The 25,059-nt window shown below is 69.5% G+C and carries 28 protein-coding genes; 8 read left to right on the forward strand and 20 right to left on the reverse strand.

The annotated features are described in order from the left end of the window. Positions 1-174: 174 nt before the first annotated feature. The 3 genes from OG798_RS28875 to OG798_RS28885 all read right to left on the reverse strand — a co-directional run bounded on the left by OG798_RS28875 (position 175) and on the right by OG798_RS28885 (position 2,949). Positions 175-1,185, reverse strand: coding sequence for a Yip1 family protein (locus tag OG798_RS28875; RefSeq protein WP_328757912.1), 1,011 nt, complete (start codon positions 1,183-1,185; stop codon positions 175-177). Positions 1,186-1,250: 65 nt separating this feature from the next. Further along, positions 1,251-1,406, reverse strand: coding sequence for a hypothetical protein (locus OG798_RS28880; RefSeq protein WP_179856962.1), 156 nt, complete (start codon positions 1,404-1,406; stop codon positions 1,251-1,253). A 223-nt stretch (positions 1,407-1,629) separates the two neighbouring features. After that, positions 1,630-2,949 (reverse strand): FG-GAP repeat domain-containing protein, encoded by a 1,320-nt coding sequence (locus OG798_RS28885; RefSeq protein ID WP_328757913.1) that lies wholly within the window; start codon positions 2,947-2,949, stop codon positions 1,630-1,632. 282 nt (positions 2,950-3,231) lie between these two features. Between OG798_RS28885 and OG798_RS28890 the strand changes: the two genes are divergently transcribed. Next, positions 3,232-4,899, forward strand: coding sequence for a subtype B tannase (locus OG798_RS28890; protein WP_328757914.1), 1,668 nt, complete (start codon positions 3,232-3,234; stop codon positions 4,897-4,899). 160 nt (positions 4,900-5,059) lie between these two features. Here OG798_RS28890 and OG798_RS28895 read toward each other — a convergent pair whose 3' ends face one another. Continuing rightward, positions 5,060-7,327, reverse strand: coding sequence for a (Fe-S)-binding protein (locus OG798_RS28895; protein WP_267062424.1), 2,268 nt, complete (start codon positions 7,325-7,327; stop codon positions 5,060-5,062). A 281-nt stretch (positions 7,328-7,608) separates the two neighbouring features. Here OG798_RS28895 and OG798_RS28900 point away from each other — a divergent pair, with 281 nt between their 5' ends. The 5 genes from OG798_RS28900 (at position 7,609) to OG798_RS28920 (ending at position 12,956) form a co-directional block, all read left to right on the forward strand. Continuing rightward, the gene (locus tag OG798_RS28900; RefSeq protein WP_121415508.1) at positions 7,609-8,676 is read left to right on the forward strand and encodes an MraY family glycosyltransferase; all 1,068 of its coding nucleotides are present in this window, start codon (positions 7,609-7,611) and stop codon (positions 8,674-8,676) included. A 95-nt stretch (positions 8,677-8,771) separates the two neighbouring features. Continuing rightward, entirely contained in the window at positions 8,772-10,622 is a 1,851-nt protein-coding gene (dnaK, locus tag OG798_RS28905; RefSeq protein WP_067374231.1) for a molecular chaperone DnaK, read from the forward strand. Further along, positions 10,619-11,287 carry a nucleotide exchange factor GrpE gene (gene grpE / locus OG798_RS28910; RefSeq protein ID WP_095853494.1) on the forward strand — a complete coding sequence of 223 codons (669 nt, stop codon included), beginning with the start codon at positions 10,619-10,621 and terminating at the stop codon, positions 11,285-11,287. The genes dnaK and grpE overlap by 4 nt, the downstream gene beginning before the upstream one ends. Before the next feature lie 33 nt (positions 11,288-11,320). Next, the gene (gene dnaJ, locus OG798_RS28915; RefSeq protein WP_328757915.1) at positions 11,321-12,505 is read left to right on the forward strand and encodes a molecular chaperone DnaJ; all 1,185 of its coding nucleotides are present in this window, start codon (positions 11,321-11,323) and stop codon (positions 12,503-12,505) included. Positions 12,506-12,509: 4 nt separating this feature from the next. Beyond that, entirely contained in the window at positions 12,510-12,956 is a 447-nt protein-coding gene (locus OG798_RS28920; RefSeq protein WP_054231331.1) for a heat shock protein transcriptional repressor HspR, read from the forward strand. Positions 12,957-13,019: 63 nt separating this feature from the next. Here the strand turns inward: OG798_RS28920 and OG798_RS28925 are convergent, their stop codons facing one another. The 3 genes from OG798_RS28925 to OG798_RS28930 are packed head-to-tail and all read right to left on the reverse strand — an operon-like array spanning position 13,020 to position 13,857. Beyond that, positions 13,020-13,307, reverse strand: coding sequence for a hypothetical protein (locus tag OG798_RS28925; protein ID WP_267063995.1), 288 nt, complete (start codon positions 13,305-13,307; stop codon positions 13,020-13,022). Next, on the reverse strand, positions 13,304-13,474 hold the full coding sequence (locus tag OG798_RS56605) for a hypothetical protein (protein WP_323138739.1): 171 nt from the start codon (positions 13,472-13,474) through the stop codon (positions 13,304-13,306). The genes OG798_RS28925 and OG798_RS56605 overlap by 4 nt, the downstream gene beginning before the upstream one ends. Then, a complete protein-coding gene (locus OG798_RS28930; RefSeq protein WP_443053866.1) occupies positions 13,471-13,857 on the reverse strand; it encodes a PA14 domain-containing protein in 387 nt (128 codons plus the stop codon). The genes OG798_RS56605 and OG798_RS28930 overlap by 4 nt, the downstream gene beginning before the upstream one ends. Before the next feature lie 332 nt (positions 13,858-14,189). Here OG798_RS28930 and OG798_RS28935 point away from each other — a divergent pair, with 332 nt between their 5' ends. After that, positions 14,190-15,260 (forward strand): sugar ABC transporter substrate-binding protein, encoded by a 1,071-nt coding sequence (locus tag OG798_RS28935; RefSeq protein WP_095853493.1) that lies wholly within the window; start codon positions 14,190-14,192, stop codon positions 15,258-15,260. A gap of 123 nt (positions 15,261-15,383) precedes the next feature. Here OG798_RS28935 and OG798_RS28940 read toward each other — a convergent pair whose 3' ends face one another. The 9 genes from OG798_RS28940 to OG798_RS28980 all read right to left on the reverse strand — a co-directional run bounded on the left by OG798_RS28940 (position 15,384) and on the right by OG798_RS28980 (position 22,521). Continuing rightward, positions 15,384-15,638 carry a hypothetical protein gene (locus OG798_RS28940; protein WP_095853492.1) on the reverse strand — a complete coding sequence of 85 codons (255 nt, stop codon included), beginning with the start codon at positions 15,636-15,638 and terminating at the stop codon, positions 15,384-15,386. After that, a complete protein-coding gene (locus OG798_RS28945; RefSeq protein ID WP_097225262.1) occupies positions 15,625-15,861 on the reverse strand; it encodes a hypothetical protein in 237 nt (78 codons plus the stop codon). Before OG798_RS28945 ends, OG798_RS28940 begins: the two co-directional genes overlap by 14 nt. 50 nt (positions 15,862-15,911) lie before the next feature. Then, positions 15,912-16,751 carry a peptidoglycan-binding protein gene (locus OG798_RS28950; RefSeq protein WP_328757916.1) on the reverse strand — a complete coding sequence of 280 codons (840 nt, stop codon included), beginning with the start codon at positions 16,749-16,751 and terminating at the stop codon, positions 15,912-15,914. A gap of 7 nt (positions 16,752-16,758) precedes the next feature. After that, the gene (locus OG798_RS28955; RefSeq protein ID WP_121415506.1) at positions 16,759-17,400 is read right to left on the reverse strand and encodes a hypothetical protein; all 642 of its coding nucleotides are present in this window, start codon (positions 17,398-17,400) and stop codon (positions 16,759-16,761) included. A 79-nt stretch (positions 17,401-17,479) separates the two neighbouring features. Further along, positions 17,480-17,659: a hypothetical protein gene (locus tag OG798_RS28960; RefSeq protein WP_097225260.1), complete on the reverse strand. Its 180-nt coding sequence runs from the start codon at positions 17,657-17,659 to the stop codon at positions 17,480-17,482. After that, positions 17,656-20,037, reverse strand: coding sequence for a hypothetical protein (locus OG798_RS28965; RefSeq protein WP_097225259.1), 2,382 nt, complete (start codon positions 20,035-20,037; stop codon positions 17,656-17,658). The genes OG798_RS28960 and OG798_RS28965 overlap by 4 nt, the downstream gene beginning before the upstream one ends. Then, entirely contained in the window at positions 20,024-20,863 is an 840-nt protein-coding gene (locus OG798_RS28970; RefSeq protein WP_095853487.1) for a hypothetical protein, read from the reverse strand. Before OG798_RS28970 ends, OG798_RS28965 begins: the two co-directional genes overlap by 14 nt. Before the next feature lie 9 nt (positions 20,864-20,872). After that, positions 20,873-21,868 carry a hypothetical protein gene (locus OG798_RS28975; protein WP_095853486.1) on the reverse strand — a complete coding sequence of 332 codons (996 nt, stop codon included), beginning with the start codon at positions 21,866-21,868 and terminating at the stop codon, positions 20,873-20,875. 38 nt (positions 21,869-21,906) lie between these two features. Then, a complete protein-coding gene (locus OG798_RS28980; protein WP_095853485.1) occupies positions 21,907-22,521 on the reverse strand; it encodes a hypothetical protein in 615 nt (204 codons plus the stop codon). Between the two features lie 61 nt (positions 22,522-22,582). Between OG798_RS28980 and OG798_RS28985 the strand changes: the two genes are divergently transcribed. Beyond that, positions 22,583-22,990: a hypothetical protein gene (locus OG798_RS28985; RefSeq protein WP_147474182.1), complete on the forward strand. Its 408-nt coding sequence runs from the start codon at positions 22,583-22,585 to the stop codon at positions 22,988-22,990. A 6-nt stretch (positions 22,991-22,996) separates the two neighbouring features. Here OG798_RS28985 and OG798_RS28990 read toward each other — a convergent pair whose 3' ends face one another. The 4 genes from OG798_RS28990 to OG798_RS29005 all read right to left on the reverse strand — a co-directional run bounded on the left by OG798_RS28990 (position 22,997) and on the right by OG798_RS29005 (position 24,870). Beyond that, positions 22,997-23,257: a hypothetical protein gene (locus tag OG798_RS28990; RefSeq protein WP_413253569.1), complete on the reverse strand. Its 261-nt coding sequence runs from the start codon at positions 23,255-23,257 to the stop codon at positions 22,997-22,999. 149 nt (positions 23,258-23,406) lie between these two features. Continuing rightward, on the reverse strand, positions 23,407-23,697 hold the full coding sequence (locus OG798_RS28995; RefSeq protein ID WP_095853482.1) for a hypothetical protein: 291 nt from the start codon (positions 23,695-23,697) through the stop codon (positions 23,407-23,409). A gap of 119 nt (positions 23,698-23,816) precedes the next feature. Beyond that, positions 23,817-24,413: a phage tail tube protein gene (locus OG798_RS29000; protein WP_095853481.1), complete on the reverse strand. Its 597-nt coding sequence runs from the start codon at positions 24,411-24,413 to the stop codon at positions 23,817-23,819. Between the two features lie 55 nt (positions 24,414-24,468). Then, positions 24,469-24,870 carry a hypothetical protein gene (locus OG798_RS29005; RefSeq protein WP_095853480.1) on the reverse strand — a complete coding sequence of 134 codons (402 nt, stop codon included), beginning with the start codon at positions 24,868-24,870 and terminating at the stop codon, positions 24,469-24,471. Positions 24,871-25,059 lie beyond the last annotated feature (189 nt).

A 25,059-nucleotide genomic window follows, 5' to 3' on the forward strand; every position in this document is an offset into this window, starting at 1 on the left:
GAACGGCCCCTGACCTGGTGAAGCGGTCGGGGCCCGTTCGGCTGCGCGATACCGCTGCCCGTCCCCGAACGGCGACTCGGCCCCGCAAGGGATGGAGAAGGCCCCCGGCAGTGGTTCCGTGCCTGGGGCCCTCTCGTGCGTACTCGACCGTACGCGGCGTACCGCGCGTCCTCGCTAGAACGTGCCCAGCTTGATGATCGACAGGATCGCGATCAGCTGGATCGCCGACGCGGCCAGTGCCTTCGGCCACGGGAGGTCGTGGGACTTGCTGACCATGATGGTCAGCAGGGCGCCCGCCGCGACCCAGGTCGCCCAGCCGAGGAGCTGCACGAAGGACGCGTCGCCGCCGAAGAACATGGCGACGATCAGGCGCGGGGTGTCCGTGATGGACATGATCAGCATGGAGAGGCCGACCGTGGGCTGCCATGCCCCGTCGCCGCCGAGCTGGCGGGCCAGGGTGTGGGTGACCACGCCCAGGATGAACGTGCTGATGACGATCGCCACGGCCGTCGTCAGGACGATCGGGACGGCGTTGGAGAGGGTGGCGTTTATGGCGTCCTCGCGGGCGCCGTCGAAGCCGAAGACGGCCAGCAGGCCGTAGAGGAACGTCACGATCAGGGCCGGGACCCACATCGTGTAGTCGCGCATCTGCAGGAAGGTCTGGTTGGGGGCCGTGACGATGCCCCTCAGCAGGTCCTTCCAGTGCAGACGGGGGCCGATCGGCGGGGCCGCCGCTTGGCCGGCGCGGTAGGTCCCGCCCTGGGTGTAGGGGTCCTCGCCGACCGAGAAGGCCTGGGTGTGACCAGGGCTGTTCGCCGCGTACGGGTCGGGGCCCTGCTGCGGGTGACCGTCGCCGAAGTACTCCGGCTCGCCGTGGCCGCCGGCGCCGCCGCCGCTCGCCTGGGGCCAGCCCGGCTGTCCGCCCGGCTGTCCGCCGCCGTACTGCTGACCCCCGTACGGCTGCTGCTGCGAGGGCGCGGGCGGGTAGCCGTACGGCTGCTGGCCTCCCTGCGGAGCCTGCTGTCCGTACGACGGTCGGTGTTGTTGCGGTCGCGCTTGCGGGGCTCGGTCGTCCCGGCCGCGTCCGATCCTGAATCCAGCCACGTAATCGAACGTACCTGGTCCCGCACTGTGACGTGCGGGGTGCGGGCCATCGGAGGGGGGTTTGGGTCCGAGCTGTGACATCCCCTAAGGGGACGAGCATGGGTGTCCCTTACGGGGGCACGGCCCCGGCTGTAGGACAGCTGGACTCAGTCCGCGAAGCTGGCGCCGAACGCCGGAGTGCCCGTCGTCGAGACGCCCGCGTCGGCCGGCCGGATGGCGCGGGAGCCGGTCGTGGTGATCTTCGTACCGCTGGAGGGCAGGTAGGTGACCGTGCCGTCGCCACCGTTCTCGTAGGAGCCCACGAGGAGATCGGCCGTCGCCGTTGAAGTCGGCCTGCGGGACCTTCGTGGAGTCCGCGGCGGTCGCCGTCGCGGCGGAGAAGGTGAGCAGACCGCCCCGGCATTCCCAGTCAATGGGGTGCGGACCGCCCGCGTTCACCGGGCGTTGTCCCGGGGTTCGGAGGCTGGTCGGCGAACAGAAGACCTCGCTGTTGGTGGCTGGTGACCGCCGGTGGCGACTCGTGGTTCAGGAGTTCATTCCCAGGAACTCGGACGTGGAGAACGTGACCGTCGGCTTCGCCGTCACCAGCGCCTCCTTGCTGCCCGCGTACACCGCGACCGTGTCCTTCGTCTCCCCGTCGTACGTCCGCACGACCAGGTCCGCCCGCCCGTCCCCCGTGAAGTCGGCGACGGTCAGGACCCGGGTGGTGCCCCGGGCCGGCGGCGGCACGGTCACCATCCCCGTCGCGGACAGTCCGGTCGTACGACCCCGCAGGATGCGCAACTCCGCTCCGCTGGAGACGAGTTCGCTCACGCCGTCCCCGTCGAAGTCCCCGGCGTCCAGCACCGAACCGGGGGTACTGATGCTGTCGCGTACGGCGGTGGGGAGGTCGTAGCGCAGAGACGTTCCGTCCATCGAGCCGACCGCCGCGTCGAGGGCGCGGCCCCTGCCGAAGGGGCCGAGGGCGACGTCGATGCCGCTCGGCAGGGCGGTGCCGGTGCGGGTGGGGCCGGCCGGGCCGCCGAGGACGAGCGCGGACGTGGCGGGGCCTTCCGCCGTACGGACGAGAAGGTCGTCGTAGCCGTCGCGGTTCACGTCGAGGGCGGGGCCGGTGGGCACGGTGCCGGGTGAGGGGAGGGGCTTGCCCGCCGCGCGCGGGGCGCCCTTCCTGGTGAACGGGCCGCGCAGATAGCTGAGTCGGCCGTCCGAGGCGTGCACGACCAGGTCCTCGGCGCCGTCGCCGTCGAAGTCGCCGCACACGGGCTGGTCGGGCCAGTCGTTGCCGGCGCGGGCCGCCGCCGGTATGACCAGCCGGACCGCCCTGCCGGTGAGGCCGGCCGGGGAGCCGAAGAGGATCTGGAGGGGGACGGGGGGCCGGCCCTGGCCGTCGTACGGCGGGTCCGTCGACACGACGAGATCGGTGAAGCCGTCCCTGTCCAGGTCGCAGCTCGCCTCCGCGTCGAAGACGGCGGGCGACCGGCCCTTCGTACGGGCCGCTTGGCGCGCGGGGTTCAGCAACTGCCGTGCGCCGGGCGCGAGTCCATGTGTGGTTCCAGCTCCTGCTCCGGTTCCGTAGACGATCCCGATGCCCGCGTCGTCGCCGTGGGCGTCGTCGGGGCTCTTGACCAGGTCGTTGAGGACCAGGTCGCGAAGGCCGTCGCCGTTGAAGTCGTCGGCGGACTTGCTGCCCTTGCCGCGGGGGACGGGGAGTTGGGCGGGGGCCTTGGCGACGGTCACGGGTTCGTGTCGCGCGGAACCGTTGTTCCCGGCGTCGCCGCATCCCCCGAGCAGCAGTACGCAGCTGATCGCCGCTCCGGCCCGTATACCGGCTTTTCGCCCGCCCACCGTTCACCTCATCCACCCCACGGACAACAACCTCGCCATGATGCGCCGGATTCGATGGGAGCGGAATCGGAGCGGCATCGGGGCGGCTGTCGGAGCGGGGCCGCCACCTCGGAAAAGGCTGTGTGTCAGCGATGAGTTTTACAGAATTGTTGACAATATTGGGCTCAATTTACGTTCGCAAGGACCGGACAAACGGGGGCTCGGCGCGAAGAATGGCCCGCGAGCCCCTGAACAGCCGTTTCGGCCGTCTTATGGTCGCCGCGAACAGGGAGAAGGCTTTCTGTGAAGCACAGGGCAGTGAAGCGCAGGACCGTCGTGATGGGTATCGGCGCGACCGCCGGAGTCGCCGTGGCCGGTGGCTTCGCCTTGAGCGCGAACGCGTCGGGTACGAGCTCGAAGTCCTCGGGTGCGTCGGATTCCCTGGTCTTCGACAAGGACGCCTACACCGAGCTGACGACGACCATCACGGACGCCGACGGCACCGGCCACACGGTGGTGTACCACTTCTGGAAGGCCGTCACCTACGTCGCCAGTCCGGTGGACGCGAAGTATCAGAGCCTGAACGTCAGTGTCCCCGTCAAGATCGACGGCAAGGCCGTGGACGCGACGAACGCCCCGATCGTCCTCGCCAACGCGGTGGGCGGCTACATGCCGTCGTCCGTGGCGGACGCCACCGGCGTGGGGCGGCGCCGAGATGACCGGCGGCATGCCCACGGGCGGCGCGGGTGGCAGTGCCTCTCCCAGCGCGTCGGCCGGCCCCTCGGCCTCTGGCAGCGCCGGCACGGGCGAGGTGCAGTCCGGCGGCAACGCGATGGTGAACGCCCAGGGCGGGATGGTCAACCTCGGGAAGCTGGGCCTGGCGGCGGGTTACGTCGTCGTGGAGCCCGGTGCGCGCGGCCGGACCCTCACCGACTCCGCCGGCACGTACTACGGCACCGCCCCGGCCGCCATCGTCGACCTGAAGGCCGCGGTCGCTACGTCCGCGCCAACAAGGGCGTCATCCCGGGCAACACCGACCGGATCGTCTCCACCGGTACGAGTGCGGGGGGTGCCCTGTCCTCCCTGCTCGGCGCGTCCGGCGACAGCCCGATCTACGACAAGTACCTCAAGGAGCTCGGTGCCGCCGACGCGTCCGACGCGACCTTCGCCACCGGCGCGTGGTGCCCGATCACCGACCTCGAGCACGCCGACGGCGCGTACGAGTTCAACTGGGGCGCCAATGTCACGGCGAGCACCGTCAAGGTCGTCGACCAGACGGTGTCGAAGGCGCTGCGGGCCCAGTTCGCGGAGTACCAGGCTTCCCTCAGGCTGCGGGGTCTGAACGGCTTCGGCCCGCTCACGGCCCGCAACTACGACGAGTACATGGTGGAGACCTACCTCCAGCCGTCCGCCACGAAGTACCTGGCGGCGCTGTCGGAGGCCGACCGTGCGACGTACCTGGCCGCGAACACGTTCATCACGTGGTCCGGCGGCAAGGCGACCTTCACCTGGGCCGACTTCCTCACCCACGTCGGCGCGCGGAAGAAGACGACACCGGCCTTCGACGCGTTCGACCTGTCTTCGGGCGAGAACAACGAGTTCGGCGTCGGTACCACCGAGGCGCGGCACTTCACGGCGTACGGCGCGAAGAACGACACCACCGGCCTGGCCACGAAGCGGGTCGCGAGCGACATCGCCGAGAAGCTCGACCTGATGAACCCGATGCATCACATCGGGGAGGAGAACCCCGGCCGGTCGAGGCACTGGTGGATCCGCCTCGGTACGAAGGACTCCGACACCTCGCTGACGGTGTCCGCCAACCTTGCTGCGGCGCTGGACAACCTGGGTGACGACGTCAATCACCTCTACTACTGGGACGAGGGCCATGGCTCGAACGTCGACCCGGGTGACTTCCTCACGTGGATCGCGAAGGTGACGGGCGACTCGAAACGGCGGCGCTCCGCGAAGTAGCGCCCAGGACGTCGCCCGAGCCCGACGCCGAGCCCGCACGCCACCGGCCTCGCCGCCGCACCACCCAAAGCCCCCTTCGCCCCCGCCGCCCCTACCCAAGGAAACGCGGACGCCGGTGGGCGAGGAGCTCGGCCCACCGGCGTCCGGATGATCACGCTGGTTACTTCACCGGCTCGGGCTCGGGCTCGCTCTCCGTCTCCGCCGCCCCCGCCGGATCGACCGGCGTCTTGACGGAGTCGAGAAGGAGCTGGGCCACGTCGACGACCTGGACGGACTCCTTGGCCTGGCCGTCGTTCTTCTTGCCGTTGACCGAGTCGGTCAGCATCACGAGGCAGAACGGGCAGGCCGTGGACACGATGTCCGGGTTCAGCGAAAGAGCCTCGTCGACGCGCTCGTTGTTGATGCGCTTGCCGATCCGCTCCTCCATCCACATCCGCGCACCACCGGCACCGCAGCAGAAGCCGCGTTCCTTGTGGCGGTGCATCTCCTGCTGACGCAGGCCCGGGACGGCCGACATGATCTCGCGCGGCGGCGTGTAGATCTTGTTGTGGCGGCCCAGGTAGCAGGGGTCGTGGTAGGTGATGAGGCCGTCCACCGGGGTGACCGGCAGCAGCTTGCCCTCGTCGATGAGGTGCTGGAGCAGCTGGGTGTGGTGGATGACCTCGTAGTCGCCGCCGAGCTGCGGGTACTCGTTGCCGATGGTGTTGAGGCAGTGCGGGCAGGTCGCGACGATCTTCTTCGCCGACTTCGGCTTCTTCGTCGACTCGTCCTCGTCGTCCTCGCCGAAGGCCATGTTCAGCGCGGCGACGTTCTCCATGCCGAGCTCCTGGAAGAGCGGCTCGTTGCCGAGACGGCGCGCGGAGTCACCGGTGCACTTCTCGTCGCCGCCCATGATGGCGAACTTCACGCCCGCCATGTGCAGGAGCTCCGCGAAGGCCTTCGTGGTCTTCTTGGCGCGGTCCTCCAGGGCGCCGGCGCAGCCGACCCAGTACAGGTACTCGACCTCGGACAGGTCCTCGATGTCGCGTCCGACGACCGGGATCTCGAAGTCGACTTCCTTCGTCCACTCGAGGCGCTGCTTCTTGGCGAGCCCCCAGGGGTTGCCCTTCTTCTCCAGGTTCTTGAGCATCGTGCCCGCCTCGGACGGGAACGCGCTCTCGATCATCACCTGGTAGCGGCGCATGTCGACGATGTGGTCGATGTGCTCGATGTCGACCGGGCACTGCTCGACGCACGCGCCGCACGTGGTGCAGGACCACAGCACGTCGGGGTCGATGACGCCGTTCTCCTCGAACGTGCCGATGAGGGGGCGCTCGGCCTCGGCGAGCGCGGCGGCGGGCACGTCGGCCAGCTGCTCCGCCGACGCCTTCTCCTCGCCCTCCATGTTCTTGCCGCCGCCCGCGAGCAGGTAGGGCGCCTTGGCGTGGGCGTGGTCGCGCAGCGACATGATGAGGAGCTTGGGGGAGAGCGGCTTGCCCGTGTTCCAGGCGGGGCACTGCGACTGGCAGCGGCCGCACTCGGTGCACGTGGAGAAGTCCAGCAGGCCCTTCCAGGAGAACTGCTCGACCTGGCTGACACCGAAGACGTCGTCCTCGCCGGGGTCGGTGAAGTCGATGGCCTTGCCGTCACTCGTCATCGGCAGCAGCGCGCCGAGGGCGGTCTCGCCCTTCGCGTTCCGCTTGAACCAGATGTTCGGGAAGGCGAGGAAGCGGTGCCAGGCGACACCCATGTCCGTCTTGAGGGAGACCGTGATCATCCAGATGAAGGACGTCCCGATCTTGATCATCGCGGTGAGGTAGATCAGGTTCTGGAGCGTGCCGACGCTCGTCCCCTTGAAGGCGGCGACGATCGGGTACGAGGCGAAGTACGCGGCCTCGTAGCCGTGCACGTCGGCGAGGGCACCCTCCAGTCCGCGCAGGGTCATGATCGCGAGGCCGATGATGAGAATGACCGACTCGACGAAGTAGGCCTGGCCGGCGTTGGACCCGGCGAAGCGGGACTTGCGGCCCGGCCGGTCGGGCCGGGACAGCTGGCGGATCACGATGAGCGTGAGGATGCCGAGGGTCGTCATCAGGCCGATGAACTCGACGAAGATCTCGTACGGCAGCCAGTGCCCGATGATGGGCAGCGTCCAGTCGGCCTGGAAGAGCTGCCCGAAGGCGTTCACCAGCGTGGCGACGAGGGAGAAGAAGCCGACCGCCACGAACCAGTGCGCGACGCCGACCACCCCCCACCGGTTCATCCGGGTGTGGCCGAGGAACTCCCGGACCACCGTGACGGTGCGCGCGGTCCAGTCGTCGGTGCGGGTGCCCGCGGGGACGTCCTGGCCGAGCCGTACGAACCGGTAGATCTGCGCGATGGCGCGGGAGAACAGCGCCACGCCGACCACGGCGAGTACCAGCGACACAATGATCGCGGCGAGTTGCATTCGGGGGCTCCTCGGGCCTGCGAGGGGGGAGCTGAAGGCCGACCTTCAGCCGATTACTAAGCGGTAACTTATGCAGTCCGTCTGAGACTACCCATATCTTCCGCCGCACTGTAGCCAGCGGTGCGGTGATCTGCGTCGCTGAGGTCCACCTGAGTCGCCGAAGTCACCGACCGGCAGTTGTGCACGTCACCGGCCGCCAACTGCCGAGGTCTCCGGCCGACACGTAAACCCGATCGTGCTATCTGCGGCATATTTGCCACATTTAACACTAAATTGGCGGCGTGCTGTACGGAATCGCCGCCGCCACCTCCGCCCTGCTCCTCGCCGCCGTGCTCGCCGCCCTGCTGCGGCTCCTCGCCCTGCGCCTGGGCGTGGTCGAACGGCGGCGGGCGCGCGCGGTGCCGCTGCTCGGCGGGGTCGCGGTGGTGGTGGTCACGGCGTTCGTCGCCGGGGTCGGGGACTGGACGGGCGTGGCGCCGCTGGGGCCGGCGGCCGGGCGGCTGCTGGCCGCCGGGATCGGGGTCGGTGCCCTCGGACTCGTCGTCGACCTGTGGCCTCCGCCGGCTCTTGTGCGGGTTCCGCTCCAGGCGGCCGTCGTGACCGGCGCCGCCGCGCTGACCGTGCCCTACGATGAGCTCGGCCCGGTGGCCGGGGCGGTGGCCGTCGGCTGGATCGCCCTCGCCACCCATGCCTTCACCTCGCTCGATCACGCCGACGGAGTGATGGGGACGGTCGCGGTGGTGACCGCCTTCGCGCTGAGTGGCTGCGCGGCCGCCGAGGTCATGGACGGGCTTGCGGCCCTGCTGAGCGTGCTGGCCGCCGCGCTGACCGGGTTCCTGATGCACAACTGGCCCCCGGCCCGGATCGTGCCGGGGCGCTGCGGCGCGCTGTTCGTCGGGTTCGTGCTGACCTCGGCGGCGGTACTGGTGCACACCGGGCGGGCGACCGGGTCGAGCGTGGGCGCCGGGTTCGCGCTGACGGCCGTGGCGACCGCCGACTCCGTACTGGTGCTGGTGTCGCGGCGGCGGGCCGGGCGTCCGCTGCTGCGCGGCGCCCCCGATCATCTGGTCCACCGGCTGCGGCGCCTCGGTGTCACACCCCAGGGCGCCGCGGTCGTCGTGGGGGTCACCGGCTTCGCGGGTGCACTCGTCGGGATGCTGATCGACATGGGATGGGTGAGCGCGACGGCGGCGTTGTGGGTGGCGGGCGGCGTCTGTGTCGCCGTACTCGCGCTGCTTCGGATCCCCACTTACGGGGGACGGCATGTCCCCTCGTACGGGAGTCGGTTGACCGTGAAGCCGCAGGTCGGACCCCATGTGCAAGCACACCTGCGTGTAAGCAAGAGATAAGACTTGAGCCCCCGCGACTCATGTCTGTTGACCCAGCAATGAGTGTGGTGCACACTTGAGTCCGTTCCACTCAAGTCATTGCTGGAGGAATTGAAATGGCACGTGCGGTCGGCATCGACCTGGGCACGACTAACTCCGTCGTCAGCGTTCTTGAAGGCGGCGAGCCCACCGTCATCACCAACGCAGAGGGCGCCAGGACCACGCCGTCCGTCGTCGCCTTCGCCAAGAACGGCGAGGTGCTCGTCGGCGAGGTCGCCAAGCGCCAGGCGGTCACGAACGTGGACCGGACCATCCGCTCCGTGAAGCGTCACATGGGCACGGACTGGAAGATCGAGCTCGACGGGAAGAACTTCAACCCGCAGCAGATGAGCGCCTTCATCCTGCAGAAGCTGAAGCGCGACGCCGAGGCCTACCTGGGCGAGAAGGTCACGGACGCGGTCATCACCGTCCCGGCCTACTTCAACGACTCCGAGCGCCAGGCGACGAAGGAGGCCGGCGAGATCGCGGGCCTGAACGTCCTGCGCATCGTGAACGAGCCCACGGCCGCCGCCCTCGCGTACGGCCTGGACAAGGACGACCAGACGATCCTCGTCTTCGACCTCGGTGGCGGCACCTTCGACGTGTCCCTCCTGGAGATCGGCGACGGCGTCGTCGAGGTGAAGGCCACCAACGGCGACAACCACCTCGGTGGCGACGACTGGGACCAGCGCGTCGTCGACTACCTGGTGCAGCAGTTCCGCTCCGGTCACGGCGTGGACCTCGCCAAGGACAAGATGGCGCTCCAGCGTCTGCGCGAAGCCGCCGAGAAGGCGAAGATCGAGCTGTCCTCGTCCACCGAGACCTCGATCAACCTGCCCTACATCACGGCCTCCGCCGAGGGCCCGCTGCACCTGGACGAGAAGCTCACGCGCGCCCAGTTCCAGCAGCTCACCGCGGACCTTCTGGAGCGCTGCAAGACGCCGTTCCACAACGTCATCAAGGACGCGGGCATCAACCTCTCCGAGATCGACCACGTCGTTCTCGTCGGTGGCTCCACCCGCATGCCCGCCGTCGCCGAGCTCGTCAAGGAGCTGACCGGCGGCCAGGACGCCAACAAGGGCGTCAACCCGGACGAGGTCGTCGCCATCGGCGCCGCCCTGCAGGCCGGTGTCCTCAAGGGTGAGGTCAAGGACGTCCTGCTCCTCGACGTCACCCCGCTGTCCCTCGGCATCGAGACCAAGGGCGGCATCATGACGAAGCTCATCGAGCGGAACACGACGATCCCGACCAAGCGGTCCGAGATCTTCACCACCGCCGAGGACAACCAGCCGTCCGTCCAGATCCAGGTCTACCAGGGCGAGCGCGAGATCGCGGCGTACAACAAGAAGCTCGGGATGTTCGAGCTGACCGGTCTGCCGCCGGCCCCGCGCGGTGTCCCGCAGATCGAGGTCGCCTTCGACATCGACGCCAACGGCATCATGCACGTGACCGCGAAGGACCTGGGCACGGGCAAGGAGCAGAAGATGACCGTCACCGGCGGCTCCTCGCTGCCGAAGGACGAGGTCGACCGGATGCGCCAGGAGGCCGAGCAGTACGCGGACGAGGACCACAAGCGCCGCGAGGCCGCCGAGACCCGCAACCAGGGCGAGCAGCTCGTCTACCAGACCGAGAAGTTCCTCAAGGACAACGAGGACAAGGTCCCGGGTGACGTCAAGACCGAGGTCGAGGCCTCCATCGCCGAGCTGAAGGAGAAGCTCAAGGGCGAGGACACCGCCGAGATCCGCACCGCCACGGAGAAGGTCGCCGCGGTCTCCCAGAAGCTCGGCCAGGCCATGTACGCCGACGCCCAGGCCGCGCAGGCCGCCGGTGGCGCCGAAGGTGCCCCCGGCGCCGAGCAGGCCAAGGCCGATGACGACGTCGTCGACGCCGAGATCGTCGACGAGGACCGCAAGGACGGTGCCGCGTGACGGAGGAGACCCCGGGCTTCGAAGAGAAGCCTGACGTCCCCTCCGGCGCCACCCCTGACGACGCCGAGCCGCAGGCCGCCACCCCCTCCACGGAGGAGGGGGCGGCCCCGGCCGGGGACGCATCAGCAGCACAACTGGCCGGTCTGACCGCACAGCTGGACCAGGTCCGTACGGCGCTCGGCGAGCGCACGATGGACCTCCAGCGGCTCCAGGCCGAGTACCAGAACTACCGCCGCCGGGTCGAGCGCGACCGGATCGCGGTCAAGGAGATCGCCATCGCGAACCTCCTGACCGAACTCCTGCCGGTGCTCGACAACATCGCCCGCGCGCGGGACCACGGCGAACTGGTCGGCGGCTTCAAGTCGGTGGCCGAGTCGCTGGAGACCGTCGCGGCGAAGATGGGCCTTCAGCAGTTCGGCAAGGAGGGCGAGCCCTTCGACCCGATGATCCACGAGGCCCTGATGCACTCGTACGCGCCGGACGTCACGGAGACGACGTGCGTGGCGATTCTGCAGCCGGGGTATCGCATCGGCGAGCGCACCATCCGCCCCGCGCGGGTGGCGGTCGCCGAACCCCAGCCGGGGGCGCAGACCGGCAAGGCGGACTCCCAGGATTCCGCCGAGGCGGCCGACGACAAGGAGAGCGGTGGCCCGGACGAGGGCTGACGTTGAACGCATGAGAGAGGAGGGGCGTCGAGGATGAGCACCAAGGACTTCATCGAGAAGGACTTCTACAAGGTCCTCGGCGTCCCCAAGGACGCCACCGAGGCAGAGATCAAGAAGGCGTACCGGAAGCTCGCCCGCGAGTTCCACCCGGACGCCAACAAGGGCAACGCCAAGGCCGAGGAGCGTTTCAAGGAGATCTCCGAGGCGAACGACGTGCTCGGAGACCCCAAGAAGCGCAAGGAGTACGACGAGGCACGCGCCCTCTTCGGCAACGGCGGCTTCCGCCCGGGTCCCGGCGCGGGCGGCGGCAACTTCAACTTCGACCTGGGCGACCTCTTCGGAGGCGGCGCCCAGGGCGGGGCGGGCAGTGCCGGTGGCTTCGGCGGCGGCATCGGAGACGTCTTCGGGGGCCTGTTCAACCGCGGCGGCGCGGGCACGGGTACGCGGACCCAGCCCCGGCGCGGCCAGGACATCGACACCGAGGTGACGCTCAGCTTCACCGAGGCGGTGGACGGCGCGACGGTCCCGCTGCGGATGACGTCCCAGGCGCCCTGCAAGGCCTGTTCGGGCACCGGCGACGCGAACGGCACACCGCGCGTGTGCCCGACGTGTGTCGGCACCGGCCAGGTCGCGCGCGGCTCCGGCGGCGGCTTCTCGCTCACGGACCCCTGCCCGGACTGCAAGGGCCGCGGTCTCATCGCGGAGAACCCCTGCGAGATCTGCCACGGCAGCGGTCGCGCCAAGTCCTCGCGCACGATGCAGGTCCGCATCCCGGCGGGCGTGAGCGACAGCCAGCGCATCCGCCTCCGCGGCAAGGGCGCACCCGGCGAACGGGGCGGCCCGGCCGGCGACCTGTACGTCACGGTCCACGTGGACGCCCACCCGGTCTTCGGCCGCAAGGGCGACAACCTCACCGTCACCGTGCCCGTCACCTTCGCGGAGGCGGCACTCGGCGGCGAGGTGCGCGTACCGACCCTGGGCGGCCCCCCGGTCACCCTGAAACTGCCCCCGGGCACGCCCAACGGCCGTACGATGCGGGCCCGCGGCAAGGGTGCCGTCCGCAAGGACGGTACGCGCGGCGACCTCCTGGTCACCGTCGAGGTCGCGGTCCCCACGGACGTGTCGGGCAAGGCTCGCGACGCCCTGGAGGCGTATCGCGAGGCAACCGCGGGCGAGGACCCACGGGCGGAGCTGTTCCAGGCCGCGAAGGGAGCATGAGCAGATGGACGGCCGTCGTCGAAACCCCTATGAACTGACCGAGGAGACCCCGGTCTACGTCATCTCGGTGGCGGCCCAGCTCTCCGGCCTGCACCCGCAGACCCTGCGCCAGTACGACCGCCTCGGCCTGGTCTCCCCGGACCGCACCGCCGGCCGCGGCCGGCGTTACTCGGCCCGCGACATCGAGCTGCTCCGCACGGTGCAGGCGCTGTCCCAGGACGAGGGCATCAACCTGGCCGGCATCAAGCGCATCATCGAGCTGGAGAACCAGGTGGCGGCCCTCCAGTCCCGCGTCGCGGAACTGGAATCGGCCCTGGACGGCGCCGCTGCCGCGATGCAGCAGCGCGAGGCCGCGGTGCACGCCTCGTACCGCCGTGACCTGGTCCCGTACCAGGAGGTCCAGCAGACGAGCGCGCTGGTGGTCTGGCGGCCGAAGAGGCAGTCGGACTAGCTCCCACGTACGAAGGGGGTGGGGAGGTCGACGACCTCCCCACCCCCTTCGGCATTCCTCGGCTCACCGCGCCGGTTCGGTGACCACCCAGTCGCCGACGGGGTTCCACCGGTAGATGCGAAAGCCCTGCGCGGGCTCGGCGGACCCCTCGTCGCCCAAGAGCTCACCCCAGTAGACGGTGTACCGCCCGAGGTCGGTGGCCGGGTTCTTGTCCCACTCCAGCTCGAAGCCGTACTCGGTCGGGGTGACCGTCAGCCCGGTGACGGCGGGCGGCGGGGTGAGGTCCTCGCGCCCGCCGACGGCGGCCACGGAACGCGCGGACTCGTTGCCCGCCGCGTCGAGAACGGTCACCCGGTAGACGGAAGTCCCGCTCGGGGTGGGGGGCTTGACCTTGTCGACGGTGGCGGTGGTGCGGGGGTGTAGGCGAAGGAGACGTTGGCGGCGCCGGTCCAGTTGGCGTAGTCGACGCGCAGGGTGTGCTTGCCGGCGGGGACGGTGACGTTGACGGTCTTCTTCACCGTCGATGACACGTTCTTCCAGAGGTCGACCTTACGGTGCCGTCGAGGTAGACGCGCAGACCGTCCTGGGCGGTGACGGGGAGGGCGAAGGGGCCTCCCGAACCGAAGTCCCTCGTCACGGTCCAGCGGACGCCGAAGTTGTCCTTGGGGAGCCCGGAGGCGGGGGCCTTCGTGCCCCAGTTCTCGCCGACCGCGGTGTCGCAGTCCGTTTTCTTCGGTGTGCCGGAGAAAGTGGTGTTCGCGTAGAACTGCCGCTTGTACGCCGGTGATGCGCAGCTGCTCGCGGCGGAGGAGGGCGCCCCCGAGACGGCGAGCAGGCCCCCGGTGGTGGCGATCGTCAGCGTCGCGGCGAGCGCCGGTCCGCTCCGCCCAACTGGTCTCATACTTCCCCTGTTTCGTGCTGCGATGTGTGCGGCCACCTTCGAGACTTCCGGAGGTGGGGGAGGGCTGTATGTCGCCGGGGAGCGAGTGACGCAAGTCGATCAGAGGGGTTCTGTGGAAGTGGCGGCGCACCCCCTTCCCATCGTGTTCACTTGGGGAACACAGAATGCTGTTGCCATCTCGTTAAGTGGTTACTCCTTGACGCTGAGGTGATCGCCGCGTTGGCTTTCAGCCACCTGGGTCGCAAAGCAGCTACCTCGCCCGGAAGGCACCTGATGTGAACACTCGTAACACCCGGCTTCGTCGTACCGCCATAGCCCTGGCTTGCTCCGCGATGACCGTCTCCCTTGCCGCCTGCGGTGTCGTGGACGGGATCGGCGGCAGCGACACCAAGGCGAGCCCGACCAAGGGTGACGACATCACGGTTGGTCTCCTCCTCCCGGAGAAGGCCAACACCCGTTACGAGAAGTTCGACCACCCGATCATCGAGCAGCAGGTCGCCAAGCTCACCAACGGCAAGGGCAAGGTCGTATCCGCCAACGCGGAGCAGAGCGCGTCCAAGCAGAGCCAGCAGTTCCAGCAGATGGTGAGCGACAAGGTCGACGTGATCCTCGTCGACGCGGTGGACTCCAAGGCCATCGCGACCGACGTGCAGAAGGCCAAGGACGCGGGCATCCCCGTCATCGCCTACGACCGTCTGGCGCAGGGCCCGATCGACGCGTACATCTCGTTCGACAACGAGCTCGTCGGCCAGGTGCAGGGCAAGGCCCTCCTGGAGGCGCTGGGCACCAACGCCTCCTCGAAGAAGATCGTCATGATGAACGGTTCGCCCACCGACCCGAACGCGGCGCAGTTCAAGGCGGGCGCCCTGGGTGAGCTCAACGGCAAGGTCGTCATCTCCAAGACGTACGACACCAAGGACTGGGACCCGGTCGTCGGCAAGGCCAACATGGAGAAGGCCATCTCGGCCATCGGCCTGAACAACATCGCCGGTGTCTACTCCGCCAACGACGGTCTCGCGGGCGCCGCCATCGACGCCCTGAAGACCATGGGCGTCAGCAAGGTGCCGCCGGTCACCGGCCAGGACGCCGAGCTGGACGCGGTGCAGCGGATCGTCCGGGGCGAGCAGTACATGAGCGTCTACAAGTCCTACCCCGATGAGGCCTCCGCGGCTGCCGAGATGGCGGTGGCGAAGGTCCAGGGGCGTGGCATCGAGTTCGACGCGCTCACCCGCGACAAGGTCGACAGCCCCACGAACACGAAGATCCCCTCCCAGCTGATGCCCGTGGTCGCCCTGACCAAGGCGAACATCAAGGAGACGGTGATCCAGGACGGCATCTACACCGTCAAGCAGATCTGCACGGCCGCGAACAAGGCCTACTGCTCGGCGATCGGCCTCAAGTAGTCGTGCTCCCGCACGGACGACCTGCACCGACGTCTTGCACGGACGACCTGCACTGACGAACTTCCCTGACGAACGCGCGGGAGCCCTGGGCAAGGGGTTCCCGCGCGTTCGGAGGATCAGGGGTCAGCGCCCCATCGACTGCCAGATCGTCAGCGCCAGCGCCGTGCACGAGGTGGCGGCCGCGAGGGAGGGCAGGGGCCAGCGGGTGCGTTCCAGGGCGTCGAGGCGGGACTCGTGCTCGTCGAGGGTCTTGTCGGTCTGGTCCGCGCGTTGCAGGAGGAGGGCGAGGTCGCCGCGGGTGGTGGCGAACCCGACGTCGACCGAGCGGCGCAGCCGCTCCAGTTCCAGGGCGACGCTCTCGGCCTCAGTCGTCGGCATCGGCGGTTTCTCCGCGGGAGGGCCCGCGCAGCCACCCCGGCAGCAGCCGGTCCACCGCGGGCATCGCCATCACCCGGCTGAGCAGCGCGGCGCCGCCCACCACGGCCGTGAGCGCGGGTACGTCCCGGATCAGCGGGTCGTCGGCGACCAGCGGCAGGACGGTGATCAGAGCGAACAGGGTCTGGAGTGTCGTACGCAGGGTTCTGCGGCCGGCGTCGCTCATCTCCGGGCTCCTTTCGGGTGTTCCAGTGCTTCTTGGATCCGTCCGGCCTCCTACGCGCGCGGGACGCGCAGCTTGTCCCAGCTGGTGCGGCCCGGGGTGCCGTCGGCGTCCTTGCCGACGTAGCCGAGCCCGCGCTGCCAGGCCGCGTACGACAGGACGTCGGCCCGCGTCCACACCGGGCCGGGGCCGGTCGAGTAGCGCCCGCACCCCTCCGCGACCAGTCGCTCGCCGACGGCTGTGATCAGCGGGCTGCGGCGGCCGAGCGCGAAGAACGCGGCGCCGGGGAAGGGTTCGTACGAGACCGGGCGGGAGCCGAGCCGGGCCGCCACCCGTTGCCGCATCCCGGACATCGAGAACGACGGGTCGATCTTGCGGCGGGTCCACTCCTTGTGCGCGATCACGCTGGACGCGGACCAGCCGTGGGCGCGGCAGATCGCGGCGGAAAGCCGCTCCACGGCGGCGAGTTGGGCGGCCGGGTAGGGGTCACGCCCGTTGCCCAGGTTCTCGATCTCGAAGCCGTAGAAGCGGGCGTTGCCGTCCACGGCGTCCGGTCCGGGGGCGGGCAGTGCGGCCCGTTCGGCCCGTACGGCCTCCAGGACCGCGGTCGAGCCCGAACCGGCGTGGTTGGTGCGGCCGTAGCCGACCAGGTGGACGGTGCCGTCCTTGGTGATCAGGCCGATGCACAGCGGGCCGGGCAGGTCCGCGGTGCCCTCGCGGCACAGGCGGAGGCTGTCGGTGCCGGCCGTGTGGTGGAGCATGACGCCGTGGACCGGGCCCCAGGGGCCTCGGCTGTTGCGGTTGTGGGTGCGCCAGTTGCCGCTCTCGGAAAGGACGACGCCCTCGTCGCGCAGGGCGCGGGCGAGGGCGTCGGCGGTCAGTGGTGTGGCCATGTGTGCCTCACATCACGGGAGTTACGGTGATGAATCGGTTGGCGAAGGTCGCGGTGCTGGTGGTCGCGGCCGACTTGTAGGCGGCGGTCGCGGTGTAGACGCCGTTCACGGTGAGCCCGGTGACCTGGAACTGGGTCGTGGCGGAGCACTGGTTGGTGCCGACGACGAGTGCCGCGCGGGTGTCGGCGGCGGCGAGCGCGACCGTCGTGTTCAGGCGGATGTTCGCCGACATGTGGCAGGCCGTGGCCGCGCTGCTGCTGATGCGCGCGCCCACCGAGACGAGCACGGCGCCGGAGGCCGGAGCGGTGAAGGTGACGGTGGTCGGGTCGCCGGTGGAGCCGGTGAGGGTCTCCACGTACGCCGTCGACGTCGTCGTGCCGGCCGTGGTGTTGGCCTTGTGGACCGGGCCGGGCGCCAGCTGCGTCCAGGCGCTGCCGGTGTAGTACCAGTACTGCTTGGGCGTGCCGAGCCAGCAGAGCATGCCCGCCACCGGGGCGGTCACCTTGGCGTCGCGGGTCGCGGCGTCCGCGAAGCGCAGCACGGTGCGGCCGTCGACGGCCTCCGCGAGCGACTGGATGTGCACGGGGATGTTCGCGGCGTCGGCCGGCTGCGGGTAGGGCAGGTTGCCGAGCGGGGTGAGCAGGGCCATGACGGCTTCCTCCTGGATCCTGGAGTGCGTACGGGACGACTGATCGCGTACGGGACGCGCGTACGGGACGAGGGGGCGGTCAGTCGCCCAGGGACGGCGGGAGTGAGCCGATCGGTGTGCCGCCGTCGCCGTCGCGTGCCGCGGCGCTGTCGACCGGGACCGGATGCGCCACGTTCGCGTCGTCGTCGGCGGTCTCCGGCGGTGGTTCCTCCACGCGCGGTTCTTCCACGCGCGGTTCTTCCGGGGGAAGTTCGCTCATGCCGCACCTCCCGGCGCCTTGAGCAGTTCGCGGTAGGTGATCCTGCTGGTGGTCAGCGCGTCGAGTGTGGCGTTCTGCGCGTCGATCAGGGCGTACGTCCGCTGGTTGCCGTACTCCGGATCGACCGGCGGGTCCGGGGTGAGCCCGGAGTCGGTCGGTACGCCGTTGTAGGAGGTACCGCGCAGGGTCAGCGTCTGCTGTGGGGCGGCCCCCGCCTGGCAGGTGGTGCGGATGCCCACGACCCAGGCGAGGGTGTCGAGCGTGGCCCCGCTGGTGTCCACCACCCGTACCACGTCACCGAGTTGGATGCGTGGATCGTGCAGCACCTCCACCTCGCCGAGCACCGGGACCGGGTAGCGGCCGGCGTCGAGCATGGCGTGCGAGAGGTCCGAGGCGACCTGCTGCTGTTGCACCCAGTCGGTCGCGGGCGCCTGGTAGACCTGCTTGCCGTAGGCGGCCTGGCTGGTGGTGTTGTACCAGGCGAACGACCGCAGGCGGGGATCGCCCGTGCGCTTCTGCGGGACGATCTGCACGGAGGGCTTGCCGTCCTTGGTGACCGTCCAGACGCTCGTGGTGCCGTGGTTGGCGAACCGCACGAGGTAGTTCGGGCCGTCGCGTCGCGAGCTGACCGTCACCGCGCCCTTCACCGAGGTGCCGCCGGCCGCCGCGCTGCCGAAACGGACCCGGTGGCCGCCGACGGGTGCCACGTCGTCCTCGATCTGGAGCGGGCCGACGTCGAGTTCCTCCTCGGCGATGGCGTACGCGACCTCCACCCAGCCGCCCGGCCTGACCTCCCGCACGACGGTGTCGGTGACGGTGTCGCTGTAGGTGTGGCTGATGCCGGTCCAGTCCTGGTAAGGCTGTTCGCAGTGGTTGCGGCAGGCGTCGATCTCCTCGGAGACGGTGAGGGCGGCGATGTCGCGCCGGGTGGTCACCGTGAGGTCGGGCCTGGCGGGCACCGTCCGGAACCGGCCGGGCCCGCGCCAGCGGAAGACGCCCTGCTCGTCGAACTCGGCGGTGGACATGGTGGCGCGGGCGATCTCGGTGAGGGCGTCCCACTGGGAGCCGGAGATCTTCGGCACGTCGTAGAGCGGCACCGTCGCGTCGTCGAGCACCGCGCCCTTGGCCCAGCGGCCCTTCTGCTCCCACTCCTCGGCGGTGTACGAGTCGAGGTCCGGCCAGGAGCGGTCGGTGACCTGGAGGCACTCGACGGCCACGTCGGTCTTCAGACTGATCTGGTACAGCTCGGAAGGTGGCTGCACCGAGGCGGCGTCGGAGAAGGTGTAGGGGGCCGTCGGCGGGGTGACGTACTCCCCGTCGGGTGCGGTGAGCCGCGGGTACACGGTCGCCGGGGTGTTCCCGCCGACGGCACCGGCCCGGGTGTCCACGGTGAACCCGAGGTGCCACACGCCCTTGAGCGAGGCGAGCTTGGGAATGGTCCAACTGGCGACCAGACCGCCGCCACCGACCGTGCCCGAGGTGATCTTCACGACGCCGGTGGCGAAGTAGACGTTCAGGGCGTAGTTCCCGTACGCGCCGGCGCTGCGGTCGAAGATCAGCTTGAGTTCCAGTTCGTTGCCCACCGCGAGGGCGGTGTTCACGTGCAGCTCGGCCTGGAACACCTTCCCCGCGACGACGAAGCGGGAGCGCGGCATCCAGGACGCCGTGAGCCCGGCCGCCTTCGGCATCAGCGCCATCTCGTACGGCGCCCCGTCCCGCACCCAGGAGTACGCGGACGGGGCCGGGAAGGTCTCGGGCTGGCCGTACGTGGCGTTGAAGCCGCCGTGCAGTGAGGCGTAGAGCGCGGTGAACGGCCGGGTGGTGTCGTCCGCCACGCCGGGGGCGCGGGGCGGCGGGCAGCTGTGGATGCCGCCCTGGCGCAGGATCTCGTCCACGCACCAGGTCGCGGTCGCCACGGGCTGCCCGTAGCGCAGCCCGTGGTACGGCCGTGGCAGCTGCGCGGGTCCGCGCAGCCGTTCCGCGCCGTCGAGCGCCTGGACGGTGACGGTGTCGCTGCCGGACGCGGCCGTGCGGGACCGGACGGCGCCGCGGAAGGCGGGGACGGTGCGGTCGTTCGCGCCCGCCGCGTGGACCACGGACTGCCCGGGCCGTACGACGTCGCCGCTGGCGCGGGCCGACCAGGCCGAGTACAGCCGGGGCGCGGGCGCACCGCTGCCGCCGAGCGACAGCTCCAGCTGGGCCGAGGCACTCCCGGAGAAGGCGCGCAGCGCCTCGGGCAGATCGGTGCTGTAGGCCCGCTCCACCTTCCAGGACTGCACCTGGCCGCCCATCTCCCGGCCGCCGAGCCGGGTGGAGTGGGCCGGGATCCGCTCGGTGGCGGCGAGCGCGGCGGCGAGTGTTTCGTCAGAGTTCTGCACCGCGTACCTCCACCAGGTCGACGCTGACGTTGCGGTACGGCAGCCGGGCGGACGGGACGTCGCTGTACGCGGTCACGGACATCGCAGGGCAGCCGTCGCCGAGCGCGTGGGCGGCCGGGGCCTCGCCGATGGTCAGGCAGGCTCCGGCCAGCCCCGCGGGGCCGGCCGCGCCGGGTCCGCCGACCGGGGTGACGAAGGCGGCCCCGGCCGGGGCGACGCCGGAGACGGTCGGTCCGTTCACGGACGAGGTGCTGAGATATGCGCCGTCGGCGGCCTTCCAGTCGAGCTGGGCCGTGGCGAGTGCCGGGTTCCAGTCGGCCGGGACCAGCCAGGACACCTGCATGCCGGGCATCACCGGCCAGCCGGTCCACACGCCGTGCCGCCAGCCGATCCGGGTGTTCTCCTGGAAGTCGGCGACGACGGTGTCCCCGGTCAGGGGGCTGACGACCATGGTGCCGGTGATGGCGAACCAGTGGTCGGTGCCGTTGCTCTCGCTCTGCGCGGCGGCCTGGTAGGGGTCGAGCAGGTTCACCGAGGCCGGGTCGAGCACCGCGAGCGGACCGTACGACGTCTGCGCGCTGCCGAGCAGGCCGGGCCCGTTGATCCGGCGGGCGAGCCGGGAGAGGTGCTGGGCGTCGTCGGGCGCGAGGGAGTCCCAGGAGAACTTGAGCCGGCGGACGGTACGGGCCGGGGCCACGGTGGTGATCCGCCCCTCCAGGGACTTGAACTCCGTGACGTTGAGTTCCGCCGACCGGTCCCAGCTCTTGGCGGCCTGGTCGATCTCCCGGAGAAGTCCGGGCTTGCCGATCCAGAGATTCCTTGCCATGTCCCTGCCTCACCTCCGGGCGAGCTTGCGCTGCCCGAGCTGGACGGCGCGTGCGATGGTCTGGGAGTCCACGTCGATCTGGACGGGCCGGTCGGCGAGCGCCTCGACGGCGGCGGCGAGCCGGCGCAGGCCGCCGCCGGAGCCGAGCATCCGCTCCAGCCGGGACAGCGGGATGACGGCCTCGTGCTCGCCGCCCTCGCCGACGAGGGCGAGGGTGCCGCCGGTGCGGGCGCGCACGACGCCGCCCTGGGCGAGCTGCGGCACCGGGATGGGGGACAGATCGAAGGCGAAGCCCTTGCCGCCGATGACGGGCACCCAGCCAGGGACCTTGAACTTCACGTGATTCAGGCCGCCGATGAGGACGTTGAGCCCGCGCACCAGCATCCGGGTCGGGGTCAGGAACCCGTTCACCACGCCCTTGAACAGCGGCCCGAGGATCTTCGCGGCGGACTGCGAGGAGGACTTGATGTGACTCCAGGCGGCCGTGAGGCCCTTGCGGACGAGGGCGGTGACCTTGTCCATGTTGACGAACTGCGCGATGAGCGGGGTGAGCAGCGTCATGACCAGCCCGAAGGGGCTGGCTGCCATGGCGAGGTTGAGCCCCTTCTGAGCGAGACCCGCTCCCTTGAGCCCCTTCCCGAGGCTCCCCATGGACTTCCCGCCCTTGTCGGCGTTCTTCCCGGCCTTCCCCACGGACTTCTCGACCGCGTCGGCCTGGTTCTTCACGTCCTTGAGGGCGGCCTTGGTCTTGTCGGCTGAGGACTTGAGCTTGTCGAGGGAGGTCTTGAACTTGTCGGTGGCGGATTTGGATTTGTCGAGGGAACCGCCGGCATCACCCAGCCCACCCTTGAGCTTTCCCATCGCGGTGCTGCCGTTGTTCGCACCGGCACGCAGCCTGCCGAGCGCGGAACTGGTCTTGTCCGTGCCGGAACCGGTCAGGATCAGCTCGTTGCGAAAAGCACGGATGCTTTCTGCGGCCTTTTTGAAAGAGCTTTGAACGGTCACGAGAATCCCTTACTGATCTAGATTCTTGCCGGAGTGGGTCAGGCCGCCACCGAAGCCATGGAATCCAACTTGGTCCGCACTCGTTCCAGGTCCGCACCCATGCCGTCCATCGAGCGTTTGATGGTTGCCCGCTGGGTCTCCACTTGTTCCTTCTTCGCTTCCGCCTTCCGGACCAGTTGCTCGACCTTCGTATAGGCGTCGGTCGCCTTCTTGAGGGCCTGCGTCGCGTCCTTCTCCACATCGACGGCGCGCCGGCGCTCCGCCTCGGTCGCCCAGTTGGCGTTGCCTCGCGTCCTCGACAGGAGTCGCTGCGCGGTGTCCGCGGCGTTCTTGGCCCTGCGGCCGGCCGCTTCCGCGCGCTCGCTCAACCTGAGCAGCTTCTTGTCCTGAGCCTCGAGCTTGGCCTTCTCGTCCCGCGCGTACGGCCAGGTCCACTTCTGAACTCCGCCGATGACGATGCCTTTCTCGTCCATCTTGAACGCGGAGGCATCGATCTTGAGCGGGGTGAATCCGACCGCGGCGAATCCGGCTGCCACCTTCAGGGCGTCCACCGAGGTGCTCAGACCGTTCAGCTTGTGCTTGAATTTGTCCGCTTCGTCCTTCGTCCAGAAATACCAGACGCTGTCGTTGTTGTTTGCCGGTGTTCCTGCCACGTCAATCTCCAAGCTGCAGAAGGCACTTGTGGCCGCTGGTGACGCATGCCATCATTGCCGAATGGATGCGCTGGCCTGGGTCTTCCTCTGTTTGTTTCTGTTCCCGCTGCCCTTCCTGCTCTGGTTCGGAGTGATTCCCCTGTGGGTGAATCGACGACTGAAAAGAGTCGGGATAGAGGTGATGGGTCGTTGTAGAAATGTCTCTGTCTCTGAAGACCGGTATTCCACGAGTTTTGAATTCGTGACGGAATCCGGAGAGGAGATCATCTACATCTCGCCGCTGAGCGGCACCGTCTGGGGAACTCCCGACGAAGAGGCGCCCATCGTGTACGACCCGAGCGCTCCGTGGCGCAGGGCGCGTAGTCGGCGCGAGCTCGATGCGCGTTCGGAGGCCTGGTTCTCGCTGTGGGTGCTGGTCGCTCTGCAGACCCTCTTCGGTGCGGGATTCCTGCTCTATCTGAGCTACTGACCTCGGTCAGAGGAAGAACTGGAGAAGCTGGTCCGTCGTTGGAGCGCCCTTTTCGCCGGCCGTATCGCCCGATGCTCCGCGCTCCGTGTCGGTCGACTCGTTTCCCGGCCGCGGAATCGGTTCCGGGAAGTCCAGTGGTTCGCTGTCGTCGTCACGGTTGACGGTGGCGAACATCCAGTTCGCCTCAGCGAGTTGGTCGATCACGGTCGCGAGCAGGTAGTCGGTCGCCGTCCACTCGGCGGCTTCGCCGTGGAGTTCCTTCAGCACTGCGCTGTCCCTCGGGAGATGCCGGACCAGGACCGACAGCCGGCGCGAGGAGAGGCGGCCGCGGTGCCAGTCCAGCAGGTCGACCCCGTAGTGGCGGAGCAGATCCGCCTCCAGGGCCTCGGCGTGCTCTTCGACGAGCTCGCCGAGGCTCAGTCTTCCCCCAGGCCCAGCCCCGTCTCCTTGCCGTAGGCATCCAGGATGGCCGCGATGTCCTGCATCGTGACGTCGTGCTTCTCGAAGCGTGCGAACTGCCGCTCCCCGAGCAGCAGTTGGAGCAGCCCGTCCACGTCGTTGTCGTCGAGGTCGCGCAGCTCGCGCGCGGTCGTACGGGTCAGCTCGGTCGGCAACTCGAAGCTGTCGTCGTCGAGTTCGAAGGTCCAGCTGTGCCCGAGCGCCTCCAGGCGCTGGGCGCGGGCCGCGTTGACGTTGAATCCGGTCATCGGGGATCTCCCTTGTCAGGTGTACGTGGATGGGGCCGGGGCGACGGGTGGGGGAGCCCGCCGCCCCGGGTGACGAGCCCTACGGGGCGCCCGTCACGGAAGGTGGACCGGAAGGACCGTCACAGGGCGGCGTACGCCTTGTCCTTCATGATCCACTTGGCCAGTTCGCGGTTGGCGGTCTCCGCCTCCAGCGCGGTGAAGGTGACGCCGAGCTTCACCGACCCGGTCCGCGTGAAGCCCAGTTCCTCGGTCTCGGTGACCTGGCCGCGCGGCAGGATGAAGCGGTACACGGCGTCCGTTCCGTCCGTGAACTCGATGCCGAGCGCCCGCTCGTCCTTGGCCGGGGTGCTCGGGACCAGGAACTCGTAGGTGTCCACGACCGCGGTGCCGCCGACCGAGGTCTGCGCGATGTTGGTGGCCGGGATGCCCATGAAGAAGGAGAGCGTGCTCTTGTTCATCTGGAGCAGCTGGAACTTCACGGTCAGATCGCGGTCGGAGTAGATGAAGCGAGCCGGGCTCGCCGACTGCCAGGTGTCGACCGGGTCGATCTTGTCCTTCTTGTTGAGCTTGATGCCGTCGGTGGAGGTGTACCCCAGCTCCACCCAGCCGGCCGGCCAGGCGTCGTCGGACTTGACCGGCGCGGTGGTACCGGCGGGGGCGACGAGGACCCGGCCGGTACCGGCGACACGGATTTCCTTGCCGTTGTTCGTAGCCATGCGAACTCCTTGTGTACGTAAGGGACGTGAGGCCTTGGTTCGAGGTGGGGCGGGCTCAGCCGAGGCGCAGCAGGAGCCGGATCGTGGAGCGGTAGCGGCTGGCGGCCGAGCGGGTGTAGTCGGGCAGCCAGCGCGGCCCGTCGGCCTCGGAGACGTCGACGACGGCCGCGGAGCCGTACACGGTGTCGGCCAGCTCCAGCACGCAGGCGCGGGCGGACAGCGCCACGGTGTGTGCCGTGGGCTTGTCCGGGCCGTACACCTCCAGGTCGAGCAGCGGCTGGTCGAGATGCTGGTCGTCGACCCAGGCGCCGCCCATGTGCGAGACGAGGACGACCTTCTGGGTGCCGTCGAATCCGGCGGGCGGGCGGCTGTCGACGACGACACCGGTCAGCTCGGCCCGGTTCTTGAGGAAGTCGACGACGAGTTGCTCGGCGTCGGGAAAGGTCAGGATGGCCACATGGACGCTCCCTTCGGGGCCCGGCTTCGTGCCGGGCGGGGGCCCGTTTCCGGGCAACACAAAGCGGCAGGTCCGTCGCCCCCGTTGAGGGTGGGCGCAGCTCTGCCGCTGCATCGAGTGTGACGCGACCGCTCGGATCGTGCAACTGGTCTATTCGGTGCGGGTATTCATCCGGCATGTTCGGCACAC

Origin of the sequence: Streptomyces sp. NBC_00271 (assembly GCF_036178845.1) — a bacterium.
GTDB lineage: Bacteria > Actinomycetota > Actinomycetes > Streptomycetales > Streptomycetaceae > Streptomyces.